The organism is Sorangium sp. So ce281, from assembly GCF_051527395.1.
GTDB lineage: Bacteria > Myxococcota_A > Polyangia > Polyangiales > Polyangiaceae > Sorangium > Sorangium cellulosum_B.
The window spans coordinates 1125564-1143517 of sequence record NZ_CP150322.1; the positions used below are offsets into that span (position 1 = coordinate 1125564).

Consider the following 17954-nt stretch of genomic DNA (forward strand, 5'->3'; position numbering starts at 1 on the left):
CTGTTCGCTGGCTTGCTGTATTGCGCGAACATCTCGATGTTACACGAATGCCCGGGTGCGTCAACGGCTGTCCTGAACGCTCCACGTGGAGCGCCGCGAGCCCGCCGGCGCGCCCTCGAGAGCGCATCGTGGGAGCGGGAGTCGCTCCCACGATGCGCGACTCGATGGGAGTCGATGTAAGGTCGATGTAAGAAGGTGTGGTGTTCCCCGGTGAGGGGGCCGGCGTCAGCGCCCGGTGATCCAGTAATGGAAGGCGTGGAACCCAGCGCCGCGGCGCAGGGTGATCGCGATCGGGGTCGGCGTCGGGAGGCGCGCGGCGGGGAGGGGCAGCGCCCGCTCCACCCACGGTCCACGCGGCACGTCGACGGTGCCGATCTCCTCGCCTGCCACGGAGGCGGCGAGCTCGGCGCCGTCGTCCGAGGCCACCCGGAGCACGAGGCGCGCCTCGGCGGGGAGCGCCGCGAGGTGGGCGACGAAGCGATCGGCGGTCCGGTGGTAGCGGCCGCCGTCCGCGAGCTCCGGGCGCGCGAGGTCGAGCTCCCCTGGCGCGCTGCTCTCGGGCGCGGCGAGCGCGATCGCCATGTTGCGCTGGTCCGCGAGCGGCTCGAGCGCGTAGGCGTGCGCCGCCTCGGACTCGAGGTCCGAGACGTCGAGCTCGTCGAGGATCCGCTCGCCGGGCACGGACCGCACCGGCAGCGCCCCTGAGCCGAGGAGGTCCCAGCGCGCCTCGTAGGCGATCATCGTGGTGCCGCCGAGGATGGACTGGTCCTCGACGGTGGCGTCGACCAGCGCGCGGCCCAGCACCGGCGGGCACGCCATCCAGTGCGGGTAGACGATGAAGTGGGTCGCCCGGCGCTCCGGGGGCAGCTTCTCGTAGTGCTCGAACCTGGAGCCGGCGCCGGCCACCCAGTAGCGCGCCTCGCCCTCGGTGGTCAGTCCCACGACGTCGAAGGTCCTGCGGCCGCTGAAGTAGGCGAGCGCGCCCGTGTCGTTGACGCCGATCCTGGCGTCCTCCGGCAGGTGCTGCGCGGCCCAGCGGCCGAGCCAGACCTGCTGCCGATCGATGGCGCGGGCGGAGTTGGCGAGGTCGCCGATGGCCCACGGCAGCCGCGCGGCCAGGGCGCCGGCGAACGCGCCGGCGAGGAGGGGCGTCACGTAGTGGAGCGAGGGCCGGAGCCGCTGGGCGGCGTCGCCGAGCTCGCGCGCGAGGCAGGCGGCCATGACGATCCAGGCCGGCGCGAAGGGCCAGACGTACCGCACGCGGTTCCAGAGGAAGCTGAGGTACGTGCAGGGCAGCAGCGCGCCGAGCGCGAGGGCGCCCACGATCGCGGCGTGCGCCGGGCGGCCCCTCCGGTGCGCCGCCACGGCGAGCGCGACGGCGCCGAGGGCGATGACGGCGGCGGAGCCCTCGGGGAGGAAGACGGCCGTCCACTGGCCGCCGTCGATCACGTCGGTCACGAGCAGCCGGACGTTGTCGAGGAGCGCGGCCCTGAGCGTCGGTCCGTCGTAGTTGGGGTTGCCGATCAGCCACTTGACGGACGTCGTCGACGAGGTCGGGTGGCCCGCCAGCAGCAGGTTCAAGGCCGGGACGACGAGCGGGCCGAGCAGCGGCGCGAGGGCGAGCAGGCGCCCGGCGGAGCGCGCGGAGGGCCAGAGAGCGCCGCTGCGGGAGGGGGATGGAGCGGAGAGGGGCGGCGCCGGGAGGAGCGCTGGAGGCACGGCGCGTGACGCCGAGAGGGCGAGCGCGATCGCGGCGAGCAGGGAGGCGAGCGCGCCCTCCGGGCGGAGCAGGGGCGCGACGAAGCCGCAGACGGCGAGGGAGCGGGCGATCGAGGCGTTGGGCGGCTGCGCGGGCGCGCCGGGCGGCTGCGCGGGCGCGGCGCTGTCCGAGGCGGGATCTGGCGGTGCTGGCTCGCAGAGCGCCGCTGCAAGGCGGGCGGTGCGGGTGAGGATCCAGGCGAAGGCGACCGTCTCCATCCCGCTCCAGGCGAACCACGCGAACGCCGCGAACCCGGCGCACATCGCGCCCGCGCCGGCGGCGGCCGCGGGGCCGGCGAGGGGGCGCGCGAGGCGCGCGGTCTCGACGGCGAGCGCGGCGTGGAACACGAGCCCGAGCGCCCAGACCGCATAGACGAGCGAGAGATCGCGCAGGCCGAGCGCGTGGAAGGGGGCGAGCAGCACGGGCCAGAGCAGGCTGGTGGCGCCGCTCGAGTAGCCGTCGCCGGCGACGAAGCTGAAGAAGCCGCCCTCGGCGAGCCGCCGGGCGTATTGCATGTGGATGAACGCGTCGTCGAGCGGCAGGGCCGGGCGCCCGGCCTGCGCAAGGATCGCCCTGACGCAGAGCGCGCCGAGGGCGCCGCTCACGGCCAGGGCGGGCGCATAGGGGAGGGCGCGCGCGGCGAGGGCGCGCAGCCGGGAGGGGGCCGGAGGTGCCGCCATGGGGCCCGACGCATACCACCGTGCCGCCCGGGGACAGCGATTTCCCGCGCCGGGTGGCCGGCGGATTTCCCGCGCGGGGGCGGCCGGCATTTGGTAGAGCGCCGGGGCTCCATGGTCTTCCAGCCGCGCCCGAACCACCCCTACGCCGACGCGCCTCGCTTCCCAGACGGCGACGATGTCTCCATCGACGCCTTGATCCCGGGCGCCGGCCCCGTCGAGATCGAGATCGGCCCCGGCCGCGGCGGCTTCCTGTTCGAGCGCGCGGCGGCGAGCCCCGAGGCGCGGCTGCTCGGGCTGGAGATCCGCCTGAAGTGGGCGGCGATCGTCGATGGGCGCCTGAGGAAGGGCGGCCTCGGCGGTCGCGTGCGGGCGCTCAACGCCGACGCGCGCGAGGCGCTCGCGCGGCTCCGCCCCGACGCGTCGATCGCGCGGTTCTTCCTGCACTTCCCGGATCCGTGGTGGAAGAAGCGCCACACGAAGCGCCTCGTGATGGGCCCGGCGCTGCTCGACAGCCTGGCGCGCCTGCTCGTGGACGGCGGCGAGCTCTTCGTGCAGACCGACGTCGAGGAGCGCGGCGTGCTCTACGCCGAGCAGATCGGCGCGCACCCCGCCTTCGAGCCGGCGGGCGACGCGCCCGGCTCGCCGCACCTCGCCGAGAACCCCTACGGCGCGAGGAGCCCCCGCGAGCACCACGCGATCGCCGACGGGCTGCCGGTGAGCCGGCTGCTCTACCGGAGGCGGCCGCGCCCGGCCGGCGGCGCGCCGCTGGATCCCGGCCAAGACGCCGGCTGAGCCCGCTGGACGCGCTCGACGAGGCGCGTGAGGCGGATGGCGGCTGCGCTGCACATCGTGCGTTCGATCCTCACGTGGACAACCGTCGCCGCGGCGATCCTCGCTCAGGCGTTCATCCCCGTGCGCCTGTGGCGGAGCGAGCTGTGCTCGCGCGACCAGAAGCTCCTGCAAAGCGCGCTGATATGGCTATTGCCGGTCGCGGGACCCTTCATTGTGCATTCGGGGCTGCGGCAGGAAGACGATGTCTCGCGGCCGACGCCGAACACCGAGATGGAGAGTGACGACGAGGAGTAGCGTCCTCCGTTGCTCGGCGGGCGATGCTCGAGCTCTGAAGATCTCCGCCCGGGCACGCACGGTGGCCGCCACAGTGCTGCCGGATCGGGAGAGGGAGCCTGGTCGGCGCGCAGAGCAGAGCCCATCTCCGCATGTGCGCCGCCGACCCTCGTCGTGGGCCGACACCGCCGTGGTGACGCAACAGTGGGAGTTGAGCGCCTCCTTGTCGACGGCGGGCCCGCTCGCCCGGTATTGTGGCTCAGGTGTGCCCTGCTGAAATAGGGGCGCATCTTTCATGGGGGCGCGAGGCGCGAGAGAAGGTGCCGTCCTGGGCTCTCCGTGGTTCCCCGAACAGAGGCTGTCGCTTTTTCGGACCCCTGATGAGAAAAAGCTGAGCCGCACGCGCCGTTTGCAGCGACAGCGGGTCCATGGGAGTCGTCGAGGCTGCCCAGAGCAAGCCATGATGTTGGCACGACTCCACTTACCTCTTACATCTGGAGGACGACATGCATCTTGCGCGCGTGAACATGTGGATCCTGGGTTCGCTGGCGGGCGTGGCCGTCTGTTCGGTAACGATGGTCGGATGTAGCGGCGGCGAGAGCGCCCAGGAGGAGACGAGCGCCACGTCAGGCTCCACCACCACGAGCACGGGTAGCGCTACTGGCGGGGACGGGGGGAGCGGTGGAGACGTGCAGGGGGGCACGGGCGGGCTCGGGGGCGCCGGAGGGCAAGGCGGGAGCGGTGATGGAGGCGCGGGTGGCGCCGGCGGCGCGGGTGGCGCCGGCGGCGCGGGTGGCGCCGGCGGCGCGGGTGGGCTCGGGGGGGCCGGTGGGCAAGGCGGGAGCGGTGACGGCGGGGCGGGTGGCAGCGGCGGCGCGGGGGGGCAAGGTGGCCTCGACGGCTCGGGGGGACAGGGTGGGGCCAGCGAACCTCCGTGTCCCCCGACCCAGACGTTCTGTGACGCCTCGTGCGTGGATACGCAGACGGACAGCACGAACTGTGGGGCGTGCGGCACCACGTGCACGGCGGGCTCGACCTGCCAGGCCGGCGCCTGCACATGCCCGCTGGCAGGGCAGACCTACTGTGATTCGCTTTGCGTCAACACGAACCTCGATCAGTTCAACTGCGGGGCGTGCGGCAACACATGCGGCGGCGGCTCGTTCTGCACCGCTGGGGAGTGCACGTGCAATGCGGGGCTGGCGTACTGCGGCGACCGATGCGTGAATCTCAGCAACGATGAGAGCAATTGCGGAGCGTGCGGCGCCGTCTGCACCGACGGACAGAACTGCGTCACGGGTATCTGTCGCTAGTTCCGCGTGTCAGAGATCCCGCCAGATCCGGGCTGTGCCTGGAACTCGCGGGGCGGATCCCGGCTGCGGGGGGAGCGGTTCACCACACCGGGCGGCGTCGTGATCGAGATCGTCGAGGCGACCCCGCGCCAACTGCAGACGTGCGGTGGTTTCCTCGACCAGATCGAGGTCGACGCAGAGGAAGCGCGCCAGGCGCTGGCGAGCGGCAAGGCTTCGGCAGCGAGTCGACGCGGGCGGCGAGCGGCGCTCCAGCGGCGCTGGCCAGCCGCGACCCGGGTAGCTGACCGGCGCAGCGCTCGATCAGGACTGCGAGCGGCCTCTTGCGCGCGGAGTCGCGGTGTCGCCGACGAAGCGCGCGACCTCCGTCGCGTCGCGGGAGCCGCCGCCGAGCCAGCCAGCGCGGGGGCAGGTAAGTAAAGGTCGTTGGCTGGCCTGGATAACCTGGTCGCGCCTGGTGTTCGCCAACACTTCTGTGGATTTCGTCTGCATTCATACATTCAAGCGAGCGAACGACCGCTTCTCTATACCTTACTTCACACCGGCGGGCGGGCTGAGCGCTTAAGTTCTTCATCGAAAATTTGTGACCTTGACGTGAAGAACGGCCGAAGTGTGCGACCTAATCGGGCGGTCGTTTGATCTTCGAAAGTGTTTCGTCTTGACCGGACGTATCGATCCGGGAATAAAGTCGTTTCACGAGAGCGCCGGTATCCGCACCCTCTGGTGCTGGATGGTCTGCACCGATGGCTCGCGGCGCGAAGGCATGCAGCGGGAGGCTCCTCTTCTGCCCCCTGGTGCCTTCGCCCGTCGCGGTCCTGTCCACCACAGCGGTTCGACGACGCCGGGGGAGAAAAGCCATGCATTCGATTTCTCAAGGCTTTGGCCCGCGGTCGTTTGCCGCCGGGAAGCGCATCGCCTCGCTCGTGGCGATGTCGATCGTCGAGCGCCGCTCGATAAGGACGTGACCGCGGAGGGGCCGCCCAGGCCCCGATTCGAAGTCAGTCGCTGAACGGGTAACCGGCAGACGAAGCAAGTCTGCGACGGGGCACGTGTGTGCCCTCAAAGGAGACTCAATGCGTAGAATCAGCCGCTTCCTTCCCTTGACCTTCTTGGCCGGGATCTCCGGCCTGCTCGGCTGCCTGGGCGTCCCCGATTCGGACGAGCCGGCTGAACTGGCCGAGGAAGACGTGGGCGCGAGCGAGGAAATGCTGGTAACGCGCCCCGCCGCGCGGCTCATCTTGACCGACTCCGTCATCGCGCGCCTGAAGGCGCGCGCCGCGGCTGGCGACGCCGCTTGGACGGCGTTGAAGAAGCGCTGCGACGATTACACGACCGGCACGATGCACCCGCCGAACGGCAGTACCTACCCGAGCTACCCGAACGTCGGGCAAGGCTATCAAGGTGACGAGTATCCGCCGGTCGTGCGCGCGCTGGGCATCTGCTATCGCGTGACGACCGACACGGCCGCGCAGGCTCGCTACGGCGAGGCCGGCGTTCGCCTGCTGGAGGCCATGAGCACCCCGGTCGCGTCCGGGGGGCAGAAGCCGTCGACGGACCTGGGTTACGGCATCCGAAACTACGTGGTCGGTATGGCGTTCGGCTACGACTGGCTCTACCCGGCGCTGCCGGCTGCGACCAAGACGCGCCTGGTCGCTTCGATGAACGCGTGGATCGATTGGTACGACGAGAGCGGGTTGATCAAGAACGACCCGATCGGTAACTACTTCGCCGGCTACTACCTGGCCAAGACCGCGGCGGCGCTGGCGACCGAGGGCGAGAACGCCAAGGCCAGCGTGTACTGGAACGACGTCGTGACGCGCATGTGGGGACAGCTCGTGAAGCCGAAGTTCACGAGCATGATGGGCGGCGGAGGCTGGCCGGAGGGCTGGGGCTACGGCGGCAGGGCCGTCCTGTACATGGTCGAGGCGCTGTGGGCGACCAGGACGGCGACCGGCCTCGACTGGTGGAAGGAGCTGCCGCTGGCCCGCGAGGAGGCGACCTATGCTCGGTACTTCACGTGGCCTTCACTCAAGCACATGGACGACCAGGGCACGATTCGTGCGGGCATCAACATGCGTCCTTCTGCGGCGCTGTTCCTCGGTCTGGCGACCATGCTCGAGCAGCAGGGCGACACCTCGGCCGCCGTCGCGCGCGGCTTCGCCGCCGACGTGATCGCGGCAGCAGGCGACGACTCGGCGCCGTGGTCCAGGTTCTTGTATGGCGATACGGGCGCCGCCAAGAGCGGGTACCAGTCGACCGGCTTGTCGCACTTCGCGGCCGGCCCTGGCCACGTCGGCATGCGCTCGTCTTGGGACAGGACGGCCGTGTGGGGGGCGCTGTCTGGCGGCGCGTACATCAACGCCGCCTACTCCGGTGAGCAGATGTTCAACGCCGGCGGTCTGAGCGTGGTGGTCGGCGATCAGCCGGTGCTGATGAACGCCACCGGCTGGCTGCCCCAGAACTGCGGCAACGCCTGCGAGAACCTGGTGAACGACGACAGCTACGGCACGAGCCAGCGCCGGCTGCACAATACGTTCTTCGTCGACGACGCCACGAACCGGTACAACCCCGGACAAAATTCGCTCTCACCGGTCGATTCGAAGGCCCATGTAGAGCGGTACGAGGACCGCGGCGCCTTCGTGCGAGCGCGCGCGACGGGCCTCGAAGACCAGTACGGCAGCCCCACGGTCAAGCCGGTCTCGCAGTTCACGCGCGACGTGGTGTTCTTCCGTCCAGGCAGCTTCGTGCTGTTCGACCGCACGACGGTGGCGAAGGCCAGCGCGGACCAGTGGATGAGCTTTCACATTCCCGTGGCGCCGCGTCAGGTGACCACCGCCGATGCGACACAGAGGCGCTTCGACGTCGTGGTGGGTACCACGCTGGTCGGAAGCGTGCGCGCGCTGCTGCCGAAGAGCGCGAGCACGACGACGACGACGCTGCCGGCTTCGATGGCGCGGCTCGAGGTGCACGCTCCGGTGCGTGCGGCGGCGCAGCAGTGGCTGACCGTCGTCTCGGCGGGCGCGACGCCCGGCGAGCAAACGCGACTGTCGTCGGCGGATGGCAACGTCATCGCCGGCAACCTGGTGGGCGTCGAGCTCTCGGCGCCGCAGAATCAGGTCGTGCTCTTCTCGGCCGATCAGGCCGCGACCGGCGCCGTGTCGAGCGCGGAGTACCTGGTCTCGCAAACGGCAGCCGAGCACGTGCTGGTCGACGTTGCGCCCTCGAGCTCCGGATATGCGGTCACGGCCGTCGCCTCCGGCGGAAAATGGCGCATCCGCGTGAGCGCGGGCGGCGCGCTGCAGGTGTCGGGCCCCAGCAAGACCTTGAGCTTCAAGGTCAGCGCCACCGGCGCTGTCACGGCGGGCTCCTCGACGCCTCCGACGTCGACGCCGACCCCACCGTCGCCGCCTACCGAGCCGGCGCCGCCGACGCCGCCGACCCCCACAGAGCCGACGCCGCCGGCGCCCAGCGGTACAGCGCAGACGCTGACCTTCACTCAGGGCGTCAATGGCTACACCGGCGTGCAGGATCTGAGCATCTCCAGCCTGAATTACTCGTCCAGCAACCCTGTCGGCACGGTCTACAGGACCAACGACGTGCTCCTCGCCGACACGCGCCGCTACACCACCAAGGCGCTCATCCGTTTCGACGTATCGCAGATCCCCACCACCGCCACGGTGACGGCCGCCAGGCTCGACGTGACCTTCGAGAGCTGGGTTGGGCCGCAAACCCTGAACGGCAACTTCATGAAGACGCCGTGGAGCTACAGCTCCGCGACGCTGGGCTTCACCAGCGGGGGCGCGGGCAGCAACTGGACCGCGCCGGGCATCGGCTCGGGCGACGTGCAGGGACCGACCTTTCAGTTCCTGAACATCGACGCCAGCGGCTATCAGCGCAGATCGATCGCGCTCGACGCCGGCAGCGTGCAGAGGTGGGTCCGGAGCAGCGCCGCCAATCAAGGCCTCGTGCTCGCCAACTCCGCGACCGGCAAGGATCTGCGCATCTGCTCGAGCGAGGTGGCCAATGCCGCGAGGCGTCCGACGCTCTCGGTGACCTTCCAGTAGCGCCGCGCAGTCGAGACAGGTCCTCCCGGATCCCACCACCTTGATGTGCAGCCAGTCGCCTATCCCCCGGCCGCGGCGCCCGCGCCGAGGACGCTGCCGCCCGGCGCGCGCAGGTTGGGGGCGCGGCGCAGGGCGGCGCGCGCGGCCTCATCGCGCTCCCCGGTGCTGCCGAACACCTGTCCACCGGGCAAGCGCGCGACGCTGCTGCGCAGCGAGCAGCCGACCTGCACCCGCGCTCGGCCGGGCCGCATCCGCGGGTGGGCTCCGGAGACCGGCTGGGCCATACTCCGTCCCGAGAAGCGAGTGGCATGGATTTCGACGTCGACTTCGCCATCGTGGGTTCGGGCTTCGGCGGCAGCGTCTCCGCGCTGCGCCTCACCGAGAAGGGCTACAGCGTCACCGTGCTCGAGTGCGGCAAGCGCTGGCGCAAGGAGGATTTCCCGAAGACCAACTGGAATGTACGGAAGTTCCTCTGGGCGCCCAGGCTGCTCTGTCACGGCATCCAGCGGCTGACGCTGCTCAGGGACACGCTCATCCTCTCGGGCGCGGGCGTGGGCGGCGGCTCGCTGGTCTACGCGAACACCTTGCTGGTGCCCCCGCCCGAGGCCTTCGCCAGCCCCGGCTGGCCGGCCGGCGCCAGCTGGCGCGACGAGCTGATGCCCTTCTACGAGCTCGCGAAGCGCATGCTCGGCGTGACCGCGAACCCGAAGCTCTGGCCGGCCGACCGGCAGCTCCGGCAGATCGCCGACGAGATGGGCCGAGGGGACACGTTCCACGTCGCCAGCGTGGGCGTCCTCTTCGCGAGGGAGGGCGAGCAGGAAGGGCAGCGCGTGCCGGACCCGTTCTTCAGCGGCGAGGGGCCCGACCGCACCACGTGCGTCCACTGCGGCGGATGCATGGTGGGCTGCCGCTTCGGCGCCAAGAACACGCTCGACCTCAACTACCTTTATCTGGCCGAGAAGAAGGGCTGTACCATCCAGCCCGAGACGATGGTCACCGCCATCGACGCGCTCCCGGGCGGCGGCTACGAGCTCACCCTGGAGCGCTCGACCGCGCTGCTCAGGAAGCGCCGCCGCGTGCTCCGGGCGCGCGCGGTGGTGCTCAGCGCCGGCGTGCTCGGCACGGTGAAGCTCCTGCTGAAGGCGAGGGCCGAGGGCCGGTTACCCCATCTCTCTCCGCAGCTCGGCCATTACGTGCGCACCAACAGCGAGGTCATCCTCGGGGTGACGGCCAGCGACGATCGGGTCGATTACTCCCGCGGCATCGCGATCACGAGCGGCATCTACCCCGACGCGCGCACGCACATCGAGCCGGTGCGTTACCCCGCCGGCTCGGACGTGATGGGCGCGCTGGGCACGGTGCTCACCGACGACGCGCCGGGCATGCCGCGCTGGCTGCGCTGGCTGGGGCGGCGGCTGCTCCACCCGATCGACCTGCTCTCAGGGCTCCTGCCGTTCAAATTCGCCAGGCGCTCCACGATCCTCCTCGTGATGCAGACGCTGGACAATTACATGCAGCTCGTCTGGAAGCGCGGCGGCATGACCACCCACAGGCCGCCCGACCAGCCGAAGCCGCCGGCGTACATCCCCGTCGCCAACGAGGTCGGCAGGCGGCTGGCCGTGCTGATGGACGGCACCCCGCGCAACGCCATCAACGAGGCGGTGCTCAACGTGCCGACCACGGCGCATCTCCTCGGCGGCTGCGCGATCGCCGAGAGCCCCGAGCGCGGGGTGATCGATGAGCGCAACCAGGTGTTCGGCCACGAGGGCCTCTACGTGGTCGACGGCTCGATGGTGCCGTCCAACCTGGGCGTGAACCCGTCGCTCACCATCACCGCCATGGCGGAGCGGGCGATGAGCAAGCTGCCCCCGAGGTGCGATAACGCCCTCTTCGCCGGAACGTCCGGGAGCGCCGGGACACATCCTCCCACCGACGCACGGAATCCGCGATGACGAAGGGCCTCTGGGCCGATGACAACGAGCGCCGACGTGTCATCTTGGTCCACTGCGGGGCGTTTGTGCGCTCTGCTGTAAAAATCCAGCATCGCTTGCAAAAGCAGATTTGAGGAGGAGCCTCTGTGAGAGTTCGAGCCTGCGTGACAGGATTTCTCCTGGCAGCCGGTTGCACCGGCGAGCTTGGCGGAACGACGTACGGCGGCGGCGGTCCGGCGCCGCTCCCTCCGCCCGTCGTGAACATTCCGCCGATTCACGTCGATTGCAGCCACATCGGAAGCGGCACGGATTACCAGGTCGGTCCTGGTAAGGAATTCGAGGCGATCGGCGACGTCCCGCTTGAATCGCTCGTCGCCGGCGACACGGTGCGCGTCTTCTGGCGTGCCGAGGGGTACCACGAGAAGATCATGCTCGGGGGCCAGGGGACGGCCGAGCAACCCATCCGGCTCTGCGGCGTCCCGGGGCCGAACGGCGAGCTGCCGGTGATCGACGGTCAGGACGCGACCACCCGGCCCGAGCTCGATTTCCCCTTCGACGGCCACCAGGTGCGGGGGCTCATCATCGTCGGGCACAAGCACGACGACCCGTGGGAGCTCGGGCCCACCCACATCACGATCGAGGGGCTCGAGATCAAGAACGCAGCGCCCCCCCACGGCTTCACCGACAAGGCGGGGTCAGGGGTGGGCTACGCGGGCAACGCGGCCGGCGTCTTCGTGGAGCGCGGCGATCACGTGACCATCCGCGCCTGCGAGGTGCACGAGAACGCCAATGGCCTCTTCATCGGCACGGCCGGCGGCGATATCCTGACCACGAACGTGCTCATCGAATCCAACTACATCCACGACAACGGCATGGATGATTACAACGAGCACAACGTCTACAACGAGGCCTCGAACGTCATCTACCAGTTCAACCGCTTCGGCCCCACGCGCGGCGGCCACGGCAACAACATCAAGGAGCGCTCGGCCGGCGTCGTCATCCGGTACAACTGGATCGAGGACGGCGCCCACCTGATCGACCTCGTCGACGCGCAGGAGGCGACCGACTCGGTCGCGTTGCCCTCGTTCCACGAGACGTTCATTTACGGCAACGTGCTCCTGCGCAACGGCTACGGCGCGTCCATGATCCACTACGGCGGGGACAGCGGGGAGACCGAGTACTACAGGAAGGGCACGCTCCACTTCTTCTCCAACACCGTCTTCGTCAGGAACGACAACTACGACGACTACGATCGCTCTGCGATGTTCGAGGCCTCGACCAACGACGAGCAGATCGACGCCCGCAACAACGTGTTCGCCAGCAGCCTGGAGCCGACGGAGCTCCGCGCGGTCACCTTCCTCGGGGACCGCGACGGCGTGGCCGCCGGGGCCCTCACCCTGTCCGGGAACTGGGTGACGAACGGGTGGCTGCCGTTCGATCCCGTCCGGGAGGTGGTGAAGGTGGTCGGGCAGGTGGACGGCCTTGACGACTCGATCTTCGGCGTCGATCCGGCGTTCGCGTCCGCGGCAGACCACGATTTCATGCCGGCCGCGAGCGCGCCGCTCATCGGCGCTGGCGCCTCGCTCGACGGCCTCCCGCCGGTCGAGCACCAGTACACGCCGCACCAGCAGGCCAGGGCGCGCAACGACGGCGCGACCCTCACGATCGGCGCGTTCGGGCGGTAGCCCGCGCCGCGCAGCCCCGCGGCGAGGCTCACGCCACGGCCCGCGGGGTCACCCCACACAACCCAGGTCGGCTCCCCCGTGAAGGATCGCGCCTTGCAGGAGGGCGGCGCATGCGCTGGATCGGATGCGCCTTGCCCCGCGCAAGGCGCAAAGGATGCGTGTCCTCGGCACGCTTTGCCGGAGAGGTTGCGGTGATCCTGTCGCTCGTGAGCCTGCTCGCGGGGTGCGGCGCGGAAGAGCCGCCGCCGGACCTCCGGCAGCCGACGGGCTGGGACGACGCGCTGCGGCTGCCGGACGCCGAGGATCACGACCCCGCGCCCGACGTGGTCGAGGTGCACCTCGAGGCCAGGGTGGCCGCGATCGAGGTGGTCCCAGGGCTCACGACCGAGGTCTGGACCTACAACGGGATGCTCCCCGGTCCGACGATCCGCGCGAAGAAGGGCGACCGCGTGGTGGTGAAGCTCGAGAACCACCTTCCCGAGGCGACGACGGTCCACTGGCATGGTCTGCGCGTGCCGGCGGCCATGGATGGGACGCAGCACGTGCAGAAGCCCATCGAGCCGGGCGAGGGCTTCGAGTACTCCTTCACCGTGCCGGACGCCGGCACGTTCTGGTACCATCCCCACCTTCGCTCGAGCGCCCAGGTCGGCGCGGGCCTCTACGGCGCGTTCGTGGTCGAGGAGGCCGCGGAGGAGGCGCCGCTCGGCGACGAGCTGCTGCTCGTGATGAGCGACATCGGCGTCGAGGAAGACGGCTCGCTCACCCCCGCCGACGAGAGCGGATGGTTCGGCGATTACTTCGGGCGCGAGGGCGGGACGGTCCTGGTCAACGGGAAGATCCTGCCGACGGTCGCGGCGCGGGAGGGGGTTCCGCAGCGCTGGCGGGTGGTCAACGCCGCGCGCAGCCGCTACTTCCGCTTCGCCGTGCCGGGCCAGCCGCTCGTGCTCATCGGCGGAGACGCGGGCCTTTCGGAGAGCCCGCTCCCCGTGGACGAGGTGAGGCTCGCCCCGGGGGAGCGCGCGGAGCTCTATATGCTGCCCGTCGAGGGCGAGTCGGTGGTGATCCCGCTCCTCGACGCGAATCGATTCCACCTGCCGAACGAGGTTGATCCCATGGACCTCATGCGTCTCGAGCTGGCCGACGAGCCTCCGGGGAGCGGCGCACCGCCGCTTCCCGAGCGTCTGGCCGAGATCGCCTCGATCGACACCACGGGCGCGCAACGACAGGCGGTGGAGTTCATGGAGCAGGGCGATGCCGACGGAGCGGTGCTCGGGATCAACGGCCAGACGGACGGCTCTCTCATGCTCTCTGCGAAGACGAACACGGTCGAGATCTGGACGCTGACGAACACCACCCACTACGATCACCCGTTCCACCTGCACGGGTTCTTCTTTCAGGTGCTCGACATCGACGGCGCCGAGCCGCCCGTGCGCGCATGGCGCGATACCGTCAACCTCGTGCCTGGAAAGGCCGTGCGGATCGCCATCCCGTTCGACGACCGCGCCGGCATGTGGATGTTCCACTGCCACATCCTCGACCACGCGGATCTGGGGATGATGGCGATGCTCCACCTGATGCCGTGAGCGGTCTATCGAGGGCTGCCGGGCGTCAGACCCACGCCTGCGTCGTGGGATCCCAGCGCTTCCAGGCGCCGGCGTCGTCCAGGTAGAGCTCGCTCTCCCCGGGGAGGGTGCGGAAGCGCTTGCTGCTGATCTTCAGCTCGCCGATCCTCCCCGAGTAGTCGGTCTGCGCTTCGGAGGCCTTGATGCTCCGCATGTCGGCGACGAGCTCTTGCCCGCTCGCCTCGACCACCACATAGCCGTGGGCGCTGCTGTTGGCGTGGGCGAGGTGCGGGTTGATCTTCGTCTCGGGCGACGTGAGCAGCGTGTCGATGCTGAGGGCGAGCGCCGCGGCGCCCGGGAGCCCGCGCAGCGTCGGATCGCTCGAGACCTGGCCCGTCAGGATCTCGCGGAAGGACGCCGAGGAGACGGCGCCGCCCACGAGCTCGACGATCTTCTTCGTGGGATCGCCGCTCGGCCCGGGCGTGCCGGCGTAGAAGGCGTGGACGTCGCCGGTGATCGCCACGACGCCCCCCAGCCCGACGAGCCTCCCGAGCAGCTCGTCCCGCTTGTTGCGGAAGCCGTCCCAGGCGTCGGTGGTCGTGTAGAAGCTGCGCTTGAACTGGGCGGGGAGGGAATAGGGGCTGAGATCGACGGCGATCTGGACGAGGCAGTACTCGTTGCCCCAGACCTTCCAGGTCGCCTTCGAGCCTTCCATCGTGTCGAGGAACCAGGCCTCTTGCTCGGCGCCCATCACGTCCTCGCTCGCGCCCTGCGTCTCCTTGTAGCGGATGGCAGCGTAGATATCGAAGGGGTCCTTGGCGATGAAGTAGCGGGTGCCGATCATGCCGTACGCGTTGATCTTGCCGAAATCCACGTAGGCGATGCCCCGCTCCAGGCCCTCTTCCGCGGCGTCGATGAGGGGGATCTGCATGTCCGCCGGCAGGCCCTCGTTGGCGGCGGCGACGATCTCGTTGATGAAGGCGACGCTGATCTTCCCCGTCACCTCGGCGGGGTCGTAGCCCGCGGCCTCCGCGGCCCCGAGGAGGACCGGCGCATAGATGCCGCCGCCGTAGGTCTCCACGTCCACGTAGGGCAGGGCGGCCGCGGGGACCTCCCCGAGCTCGGCCACGAGCTTCGGCTGATCGAGCGCGACCCTGCCGGGGAAAGCGTCCTCGGGGATGAGGTGATCCGGCCGGTAGCTGCGCAGATCGGTCATCACCAGGTGGACGTGCCGGCCGAACACGAAGTCGCGGTAGATGTGGAATTCGTCCGGGAGCGAGGCGTCCGGGTCGAGCTCGACGTCGTCGCCGTAATCGACGGGCTGGTACTCGAACCAGGCCTGGTTCGCGGCCTTGCGCCGGTCCGCGTCCGTCTCGTCCTGCCGGCCGTCGAAGTAGGTGGCCGTGGCGCCGAAGCAGTCGTTCGAGAACTCGTGGTCGTCCCACGTGGCGATCATCGGGAAGCTCTCGTGGACCTTCTGGAGGTTCGCGTCGGAGCGGTATGTCCTGTAGAGCTCCCGGTAGTTATCGAGCGATCTCGCCGCGTGGTAGGCGCCGTCGCCGTCACCGAGGGAGATGCTGCCGGCCACGTCGGTGAAGACGACGCGGCGCCCGGTCGCGCTCTGGAAGCTCGGATCGCCGTCCGTCTCGTAGATGTAATCGCCGAGGTGGACGAAGAAATCGAGCTCCTCCTGGGCGAGCGCCAGGTGGGTGTTGTAGTAACGCCCCACGTAATCCTGGCACGACACGTAGGCGAAGCGGACCTTGACGTCCGCCTCCTCGGCCGGGGCGGTCTTGGTGCGCCCCACGCGAGACGCGTAGCTCGTGTCGCCCTTCACGTAGATGAAGCGGTAGTAGTAGACCGTGCCCGCCGCGAGGCCGCGGACCTTCACCTTCACGCAGTGATCGTGCCTCGCGAGCGCCTTCACCTTCGCCTGTCCGGCGTCGAGCGCCACCCGCCGCGCGAACCCGGCGTCGGTCGCGACCTCGACCTCGAGATCGAGATCCGCTGCGCCGTCCTGCACGCGGGTCCAGAGGACGACGCTGCCGGGGCGCGGATCGCCGGAGGCGACCGACTGGGGGAAGTACTCGGAGCCGTCCGCGAGCTCGCGCTCGTCGTCGAGCGGGTTGATCGGTTCGGGGTCATCGCCGCAGGCCGGGACGACCAGCGCGCCGGCGGTGACGAGCGTGGCTCGAAGGAAATCTCTGCGCTTCAGCATCGGGCGATCAGGGAATCCTGGAACTTTCGCTGATGTCAATCTCCTCGTGGACCCCGCGCGCTTCGCGCGCTGCCGGCCACGCCTGTAAAGCGCAAGGCACGGCGTCCGGTGATCCGGACAAGTGTGTGTGCCCACACGTTTCCGAGCGTTGAGGTGCGTGGTCCAGTGTGGCTAAGCGTGGTCAAGCGTGATCAAGCGTGATAGACAAGCCGTTGCGTGCTCGTGCGTCCTGTCCGAGGACCGCATTGGTCCTCGAGGGGCAGATGAGCTAAGTTGAGCGTTTGTCATGCGACGGCGGAGCACGACACCGGAGGGTGAGTCCGACATGAGGTCGGGGCACAGCATCCCTGACCGCCCCGGCGCCGAGCGTCGCGACTCGCTCCCCCCGCCCCGGTTCGGGCAGCCATCCTCCGGGCCTGAGCGCTCCGGCCCGTCCAGCGAGCCGTCGCCTGCTCCAAGGTCTGCTTCATCGCGCAAGGTGCGGACCATCGACGTCCTCGTTCAGGGCGCGACCGTGGAGCTCTTCCACTTTTACGGCGTCGCCATAGCGCCTGCGGACATCGGGGAGAGCCGCGACGAGGCGCTCGTTCACGGCGACCCGGCGAGCACGGTCGAGTTCTCTGCGCCCGGCTTCTCCGGCCTGCTGGCCTTGTCGGCGCACCCTGGCGTGTTTCGCGCGATGACGGGGCTGCCGCCCGCGCTCGACAGCGTCGACGACTGGATGCGCGAGGTCGTCAATCAGCTCATGGGAAAGGTGAAGAGCCGCCTCGCGCGGTTCCAGATAGCGCTTCACGCCGAGCTGCCGCAGCTGCGCCGCGCGAGCGACGTGGCGCGGCGGTACCGGGGCAGCAAACAGCAGTTCTTCTATGCTTTCCGGACGTTGAAGGGCGAGGTGGTCGTCACGCTGGGCGGCGACTTCGACGAGAGCTCGCTGGTGTTCTCGAACTCGTCCCCGCTTCCGCTCGATGGCAAGGTGATCCTGTTCTGAGCCGCTCTTGCGCGGCGCCCGCGCCGCGCGGTCAAGCTCTGCTGCGGTGGGGTTCACGTGTCTCCGCGGCCGCGCCGGTCGCGGCAGGCGCGGCGGCTGCTCCGGTCGCGGCAGGCGCGGCGGCGGGCGCCCCGGTCGCGGCGGGCGCCGGGGCGACGCCGGCGCCAGGGCTCTGCGCGTGCGCGAGAGATGCCGTGAAGAGCACGGCTCCGATGGCCGCGCTCGAAGCGCGCGCGAGGCGACCTGTCCGCGCTCGCCGCAGTGAACTCCGGCCCATCATCATTGATTTCTTCCCGCTCGCGGAGCCTTCGTTGCGGCTCCGGCCGACGTCGCACGCGCTCTTGCGGACTCGCGACCTTCACGCGTAGCATACACAGCGACGAGGGCGTCGAGGAACTCGACGCGCTCCGTGACGCTCCGGTGCACCACGGCCAGGTCAGACATCTCAACAGAAAAGAACGTGGATCAGGGGAGCGTACATGGTGTGCGGGCGAACGTCGATGATGACTCCACGTGGGCGCGTGTTGATTGTCGTTTGCATCATCGGCATCATCAGCCTCATCAGCATCATCCGCGCCGCGCGCGGGGCTCAGCTCGCCCGGTGCTCGCGCTGAGTGCGCCGCGCGGGGAGACAGGCGTTCGCGCGAGAGCCCTCGTCACGAAGCACACGAGACGCGCGCGGGCGCCGCGCCGCG

The 17954-nt window shown here is 69.8% G+C and carries 11 protein-coding genes; 8 read left to right on the forward strand and 3 right to left on the reverse strand.

Features of this window, described 5'->3' with window-relative positions:
• Positions 1 to 225: 225 nt before the first annotated feature.
• On the reverse strand, positions 226 to 2439 hold the full coding sequence (locus WMF27_RS04220; RefSeq protein WP_437943840.1) for a hypothetical protein: 2214 nt from the start codon (positions 2437 to 2439) through the stop codon (positions 226 to 228).
• 111 nt (positions 2440 to 2550) lie between these two features.
• On the opposite strand from WMF27_RS04220, the gene trmB reads away from it, so the two are divergent.
• The 4 genes from trmB (at position 2551) to WMF27_RS04240 (ending at position 8875) form a co-directional block, all read left to right on the forward strand.
• A complete protein-coding gene (gene trmB, locus WMF27_RS04225; RefSeq protein ID WP_437943841.1) occupies positions 2551 to 3231 on the forward strand; it encodes a tRNA (guanine(46)-N(7))-methyltransferase TrmB in 681 nt (226 codons plus the stop codon).
• A gap of 36 nt (positions 3232 to 3267) precedes the next feature.
• Complete coding sequence (locus WMF27_RS04230) at positions 3268 to 3525, forward strand: hypothetical protein (RefSeq protein WP_437943842.1); 258 nt, start codon at positions 3268 to 3270, stop codon at positions 3523 to 3525.
• Between the two features lie 485 nt (positions 3526 to 4010).
• Complete coding sequence (locus WMF27_RS04235) at positions 4011 to 4814, forward strand: MXAN_6577-like cysteine-rich protein (RefSeq protein WP_437943843.1); 804 nt, start codon at positions 4011 to 4013, stop codon at positions 4812 to 4814.
• Between the two features lie 1070 nt (positions 4815 to 5884).
• Positions 5885 to 8875 carry a DNRLRE domain-containing protein gene (locus WMF27_RS04240; protein WP_437761533.1) on the forward strand — a complete coding sequence of 997 codons (2991 nt, stop codon included), beginning with the start codon at positions 5885 to 5887 and terminating at the stop codon, positions 8873 to 8875.
• Positions 8876 to 8934: 59 nt separating this feature from the next.
• Here WMF27_RS04240 and WMF27_RS04245 read toward each other — a convergent pair whose 3' ends face one another.
• Entirely contained in the window at positions 8935 to 9126 is a 192-nt protein-coding gene (locus WMF27_RS04245) for a hypothetical protein (RefSeq protein ID WP_437943844.1), read from the reverse strand.
• Positions 9127 to 9183: 57 nt separating this feature from the next.
• On the opposite strand from WMF27_RS04245, the gene WMF27_RS04250 reads away from it, so the two are divergent.
• The 3 genes from WMF27_RS04250 to WMF27_RS04260 all read left to right on the forward strand — a co-directional run bounded on the left by WMF27_RS04250 (position 9184) and on the right by WMF27_RS04260 (position 14074).
• A complete protein-coding gene (locus tag WMF27_RS04250) occupies positions 9184 to 10827 on the forward strand; it encodes a GMC oxidoreductase (protein ID WP_437761531.1) in 1644 nt (547 codons plus the stop codon).
• Between the two features lie 143 nt (positions 10828 to 10970).
• A complete protein-coding gene (locus WMF27_RS04255; protein WP_437761530.1) occupies positions 10971 to 12491 on the forward strand; it encodes a right-handed parallel beta-helix repeat-containing protein in 1521 nt (506 codons plus the stop codon).
• Between the two features lie 191 nt (positions 12492 to 12682).
• Positions 12683 to 14074 (forward strand): multicopper oxidase family protein, encoded by a 1392-nt coding sequence (locus tag WMF27_RS04260; RefSeq protein ID WP_437761529.1) that lies wholly within the window; start codon positions 12683 to 12685, stop codon positions 14072 to 14074.
• Between the two features lie 25 nt (positions 14075 to 14099).
• Here WMF27_RS04260 and WMF27_RS04265 read toward each other — a convergent pair whose 3' ends face one another.
• On the reverse strand, positions 14100 to 16271 hold the full coding sequence (locus tag WMF27_RS04265) for an alkaline phosphatase D family protein (RefSeq protein ID WP_437761528.1): 2172 nt from the start codon (positions 16269 to 16271) through the stop codon (positions 14100 to 14102).
• Between the two features lie 478 nt (positions 16272 to 16749).
• Between WMF27_RS04265 and WMF27_RS04270 the strand changes: the two genes are divergently transcribed.
• Positions 16750 to 17259, forward strand: coding sequence for a chemotaxis protein CheX (locus tag WMF27_RS04270; protein WP_437761527.1), 510 nt, complete (start codon positions 16750 to 16752; stop codon positions 17257 to 17259).
• Positions 17260 to 17954 lie beyond the last annotated feature (695 nt).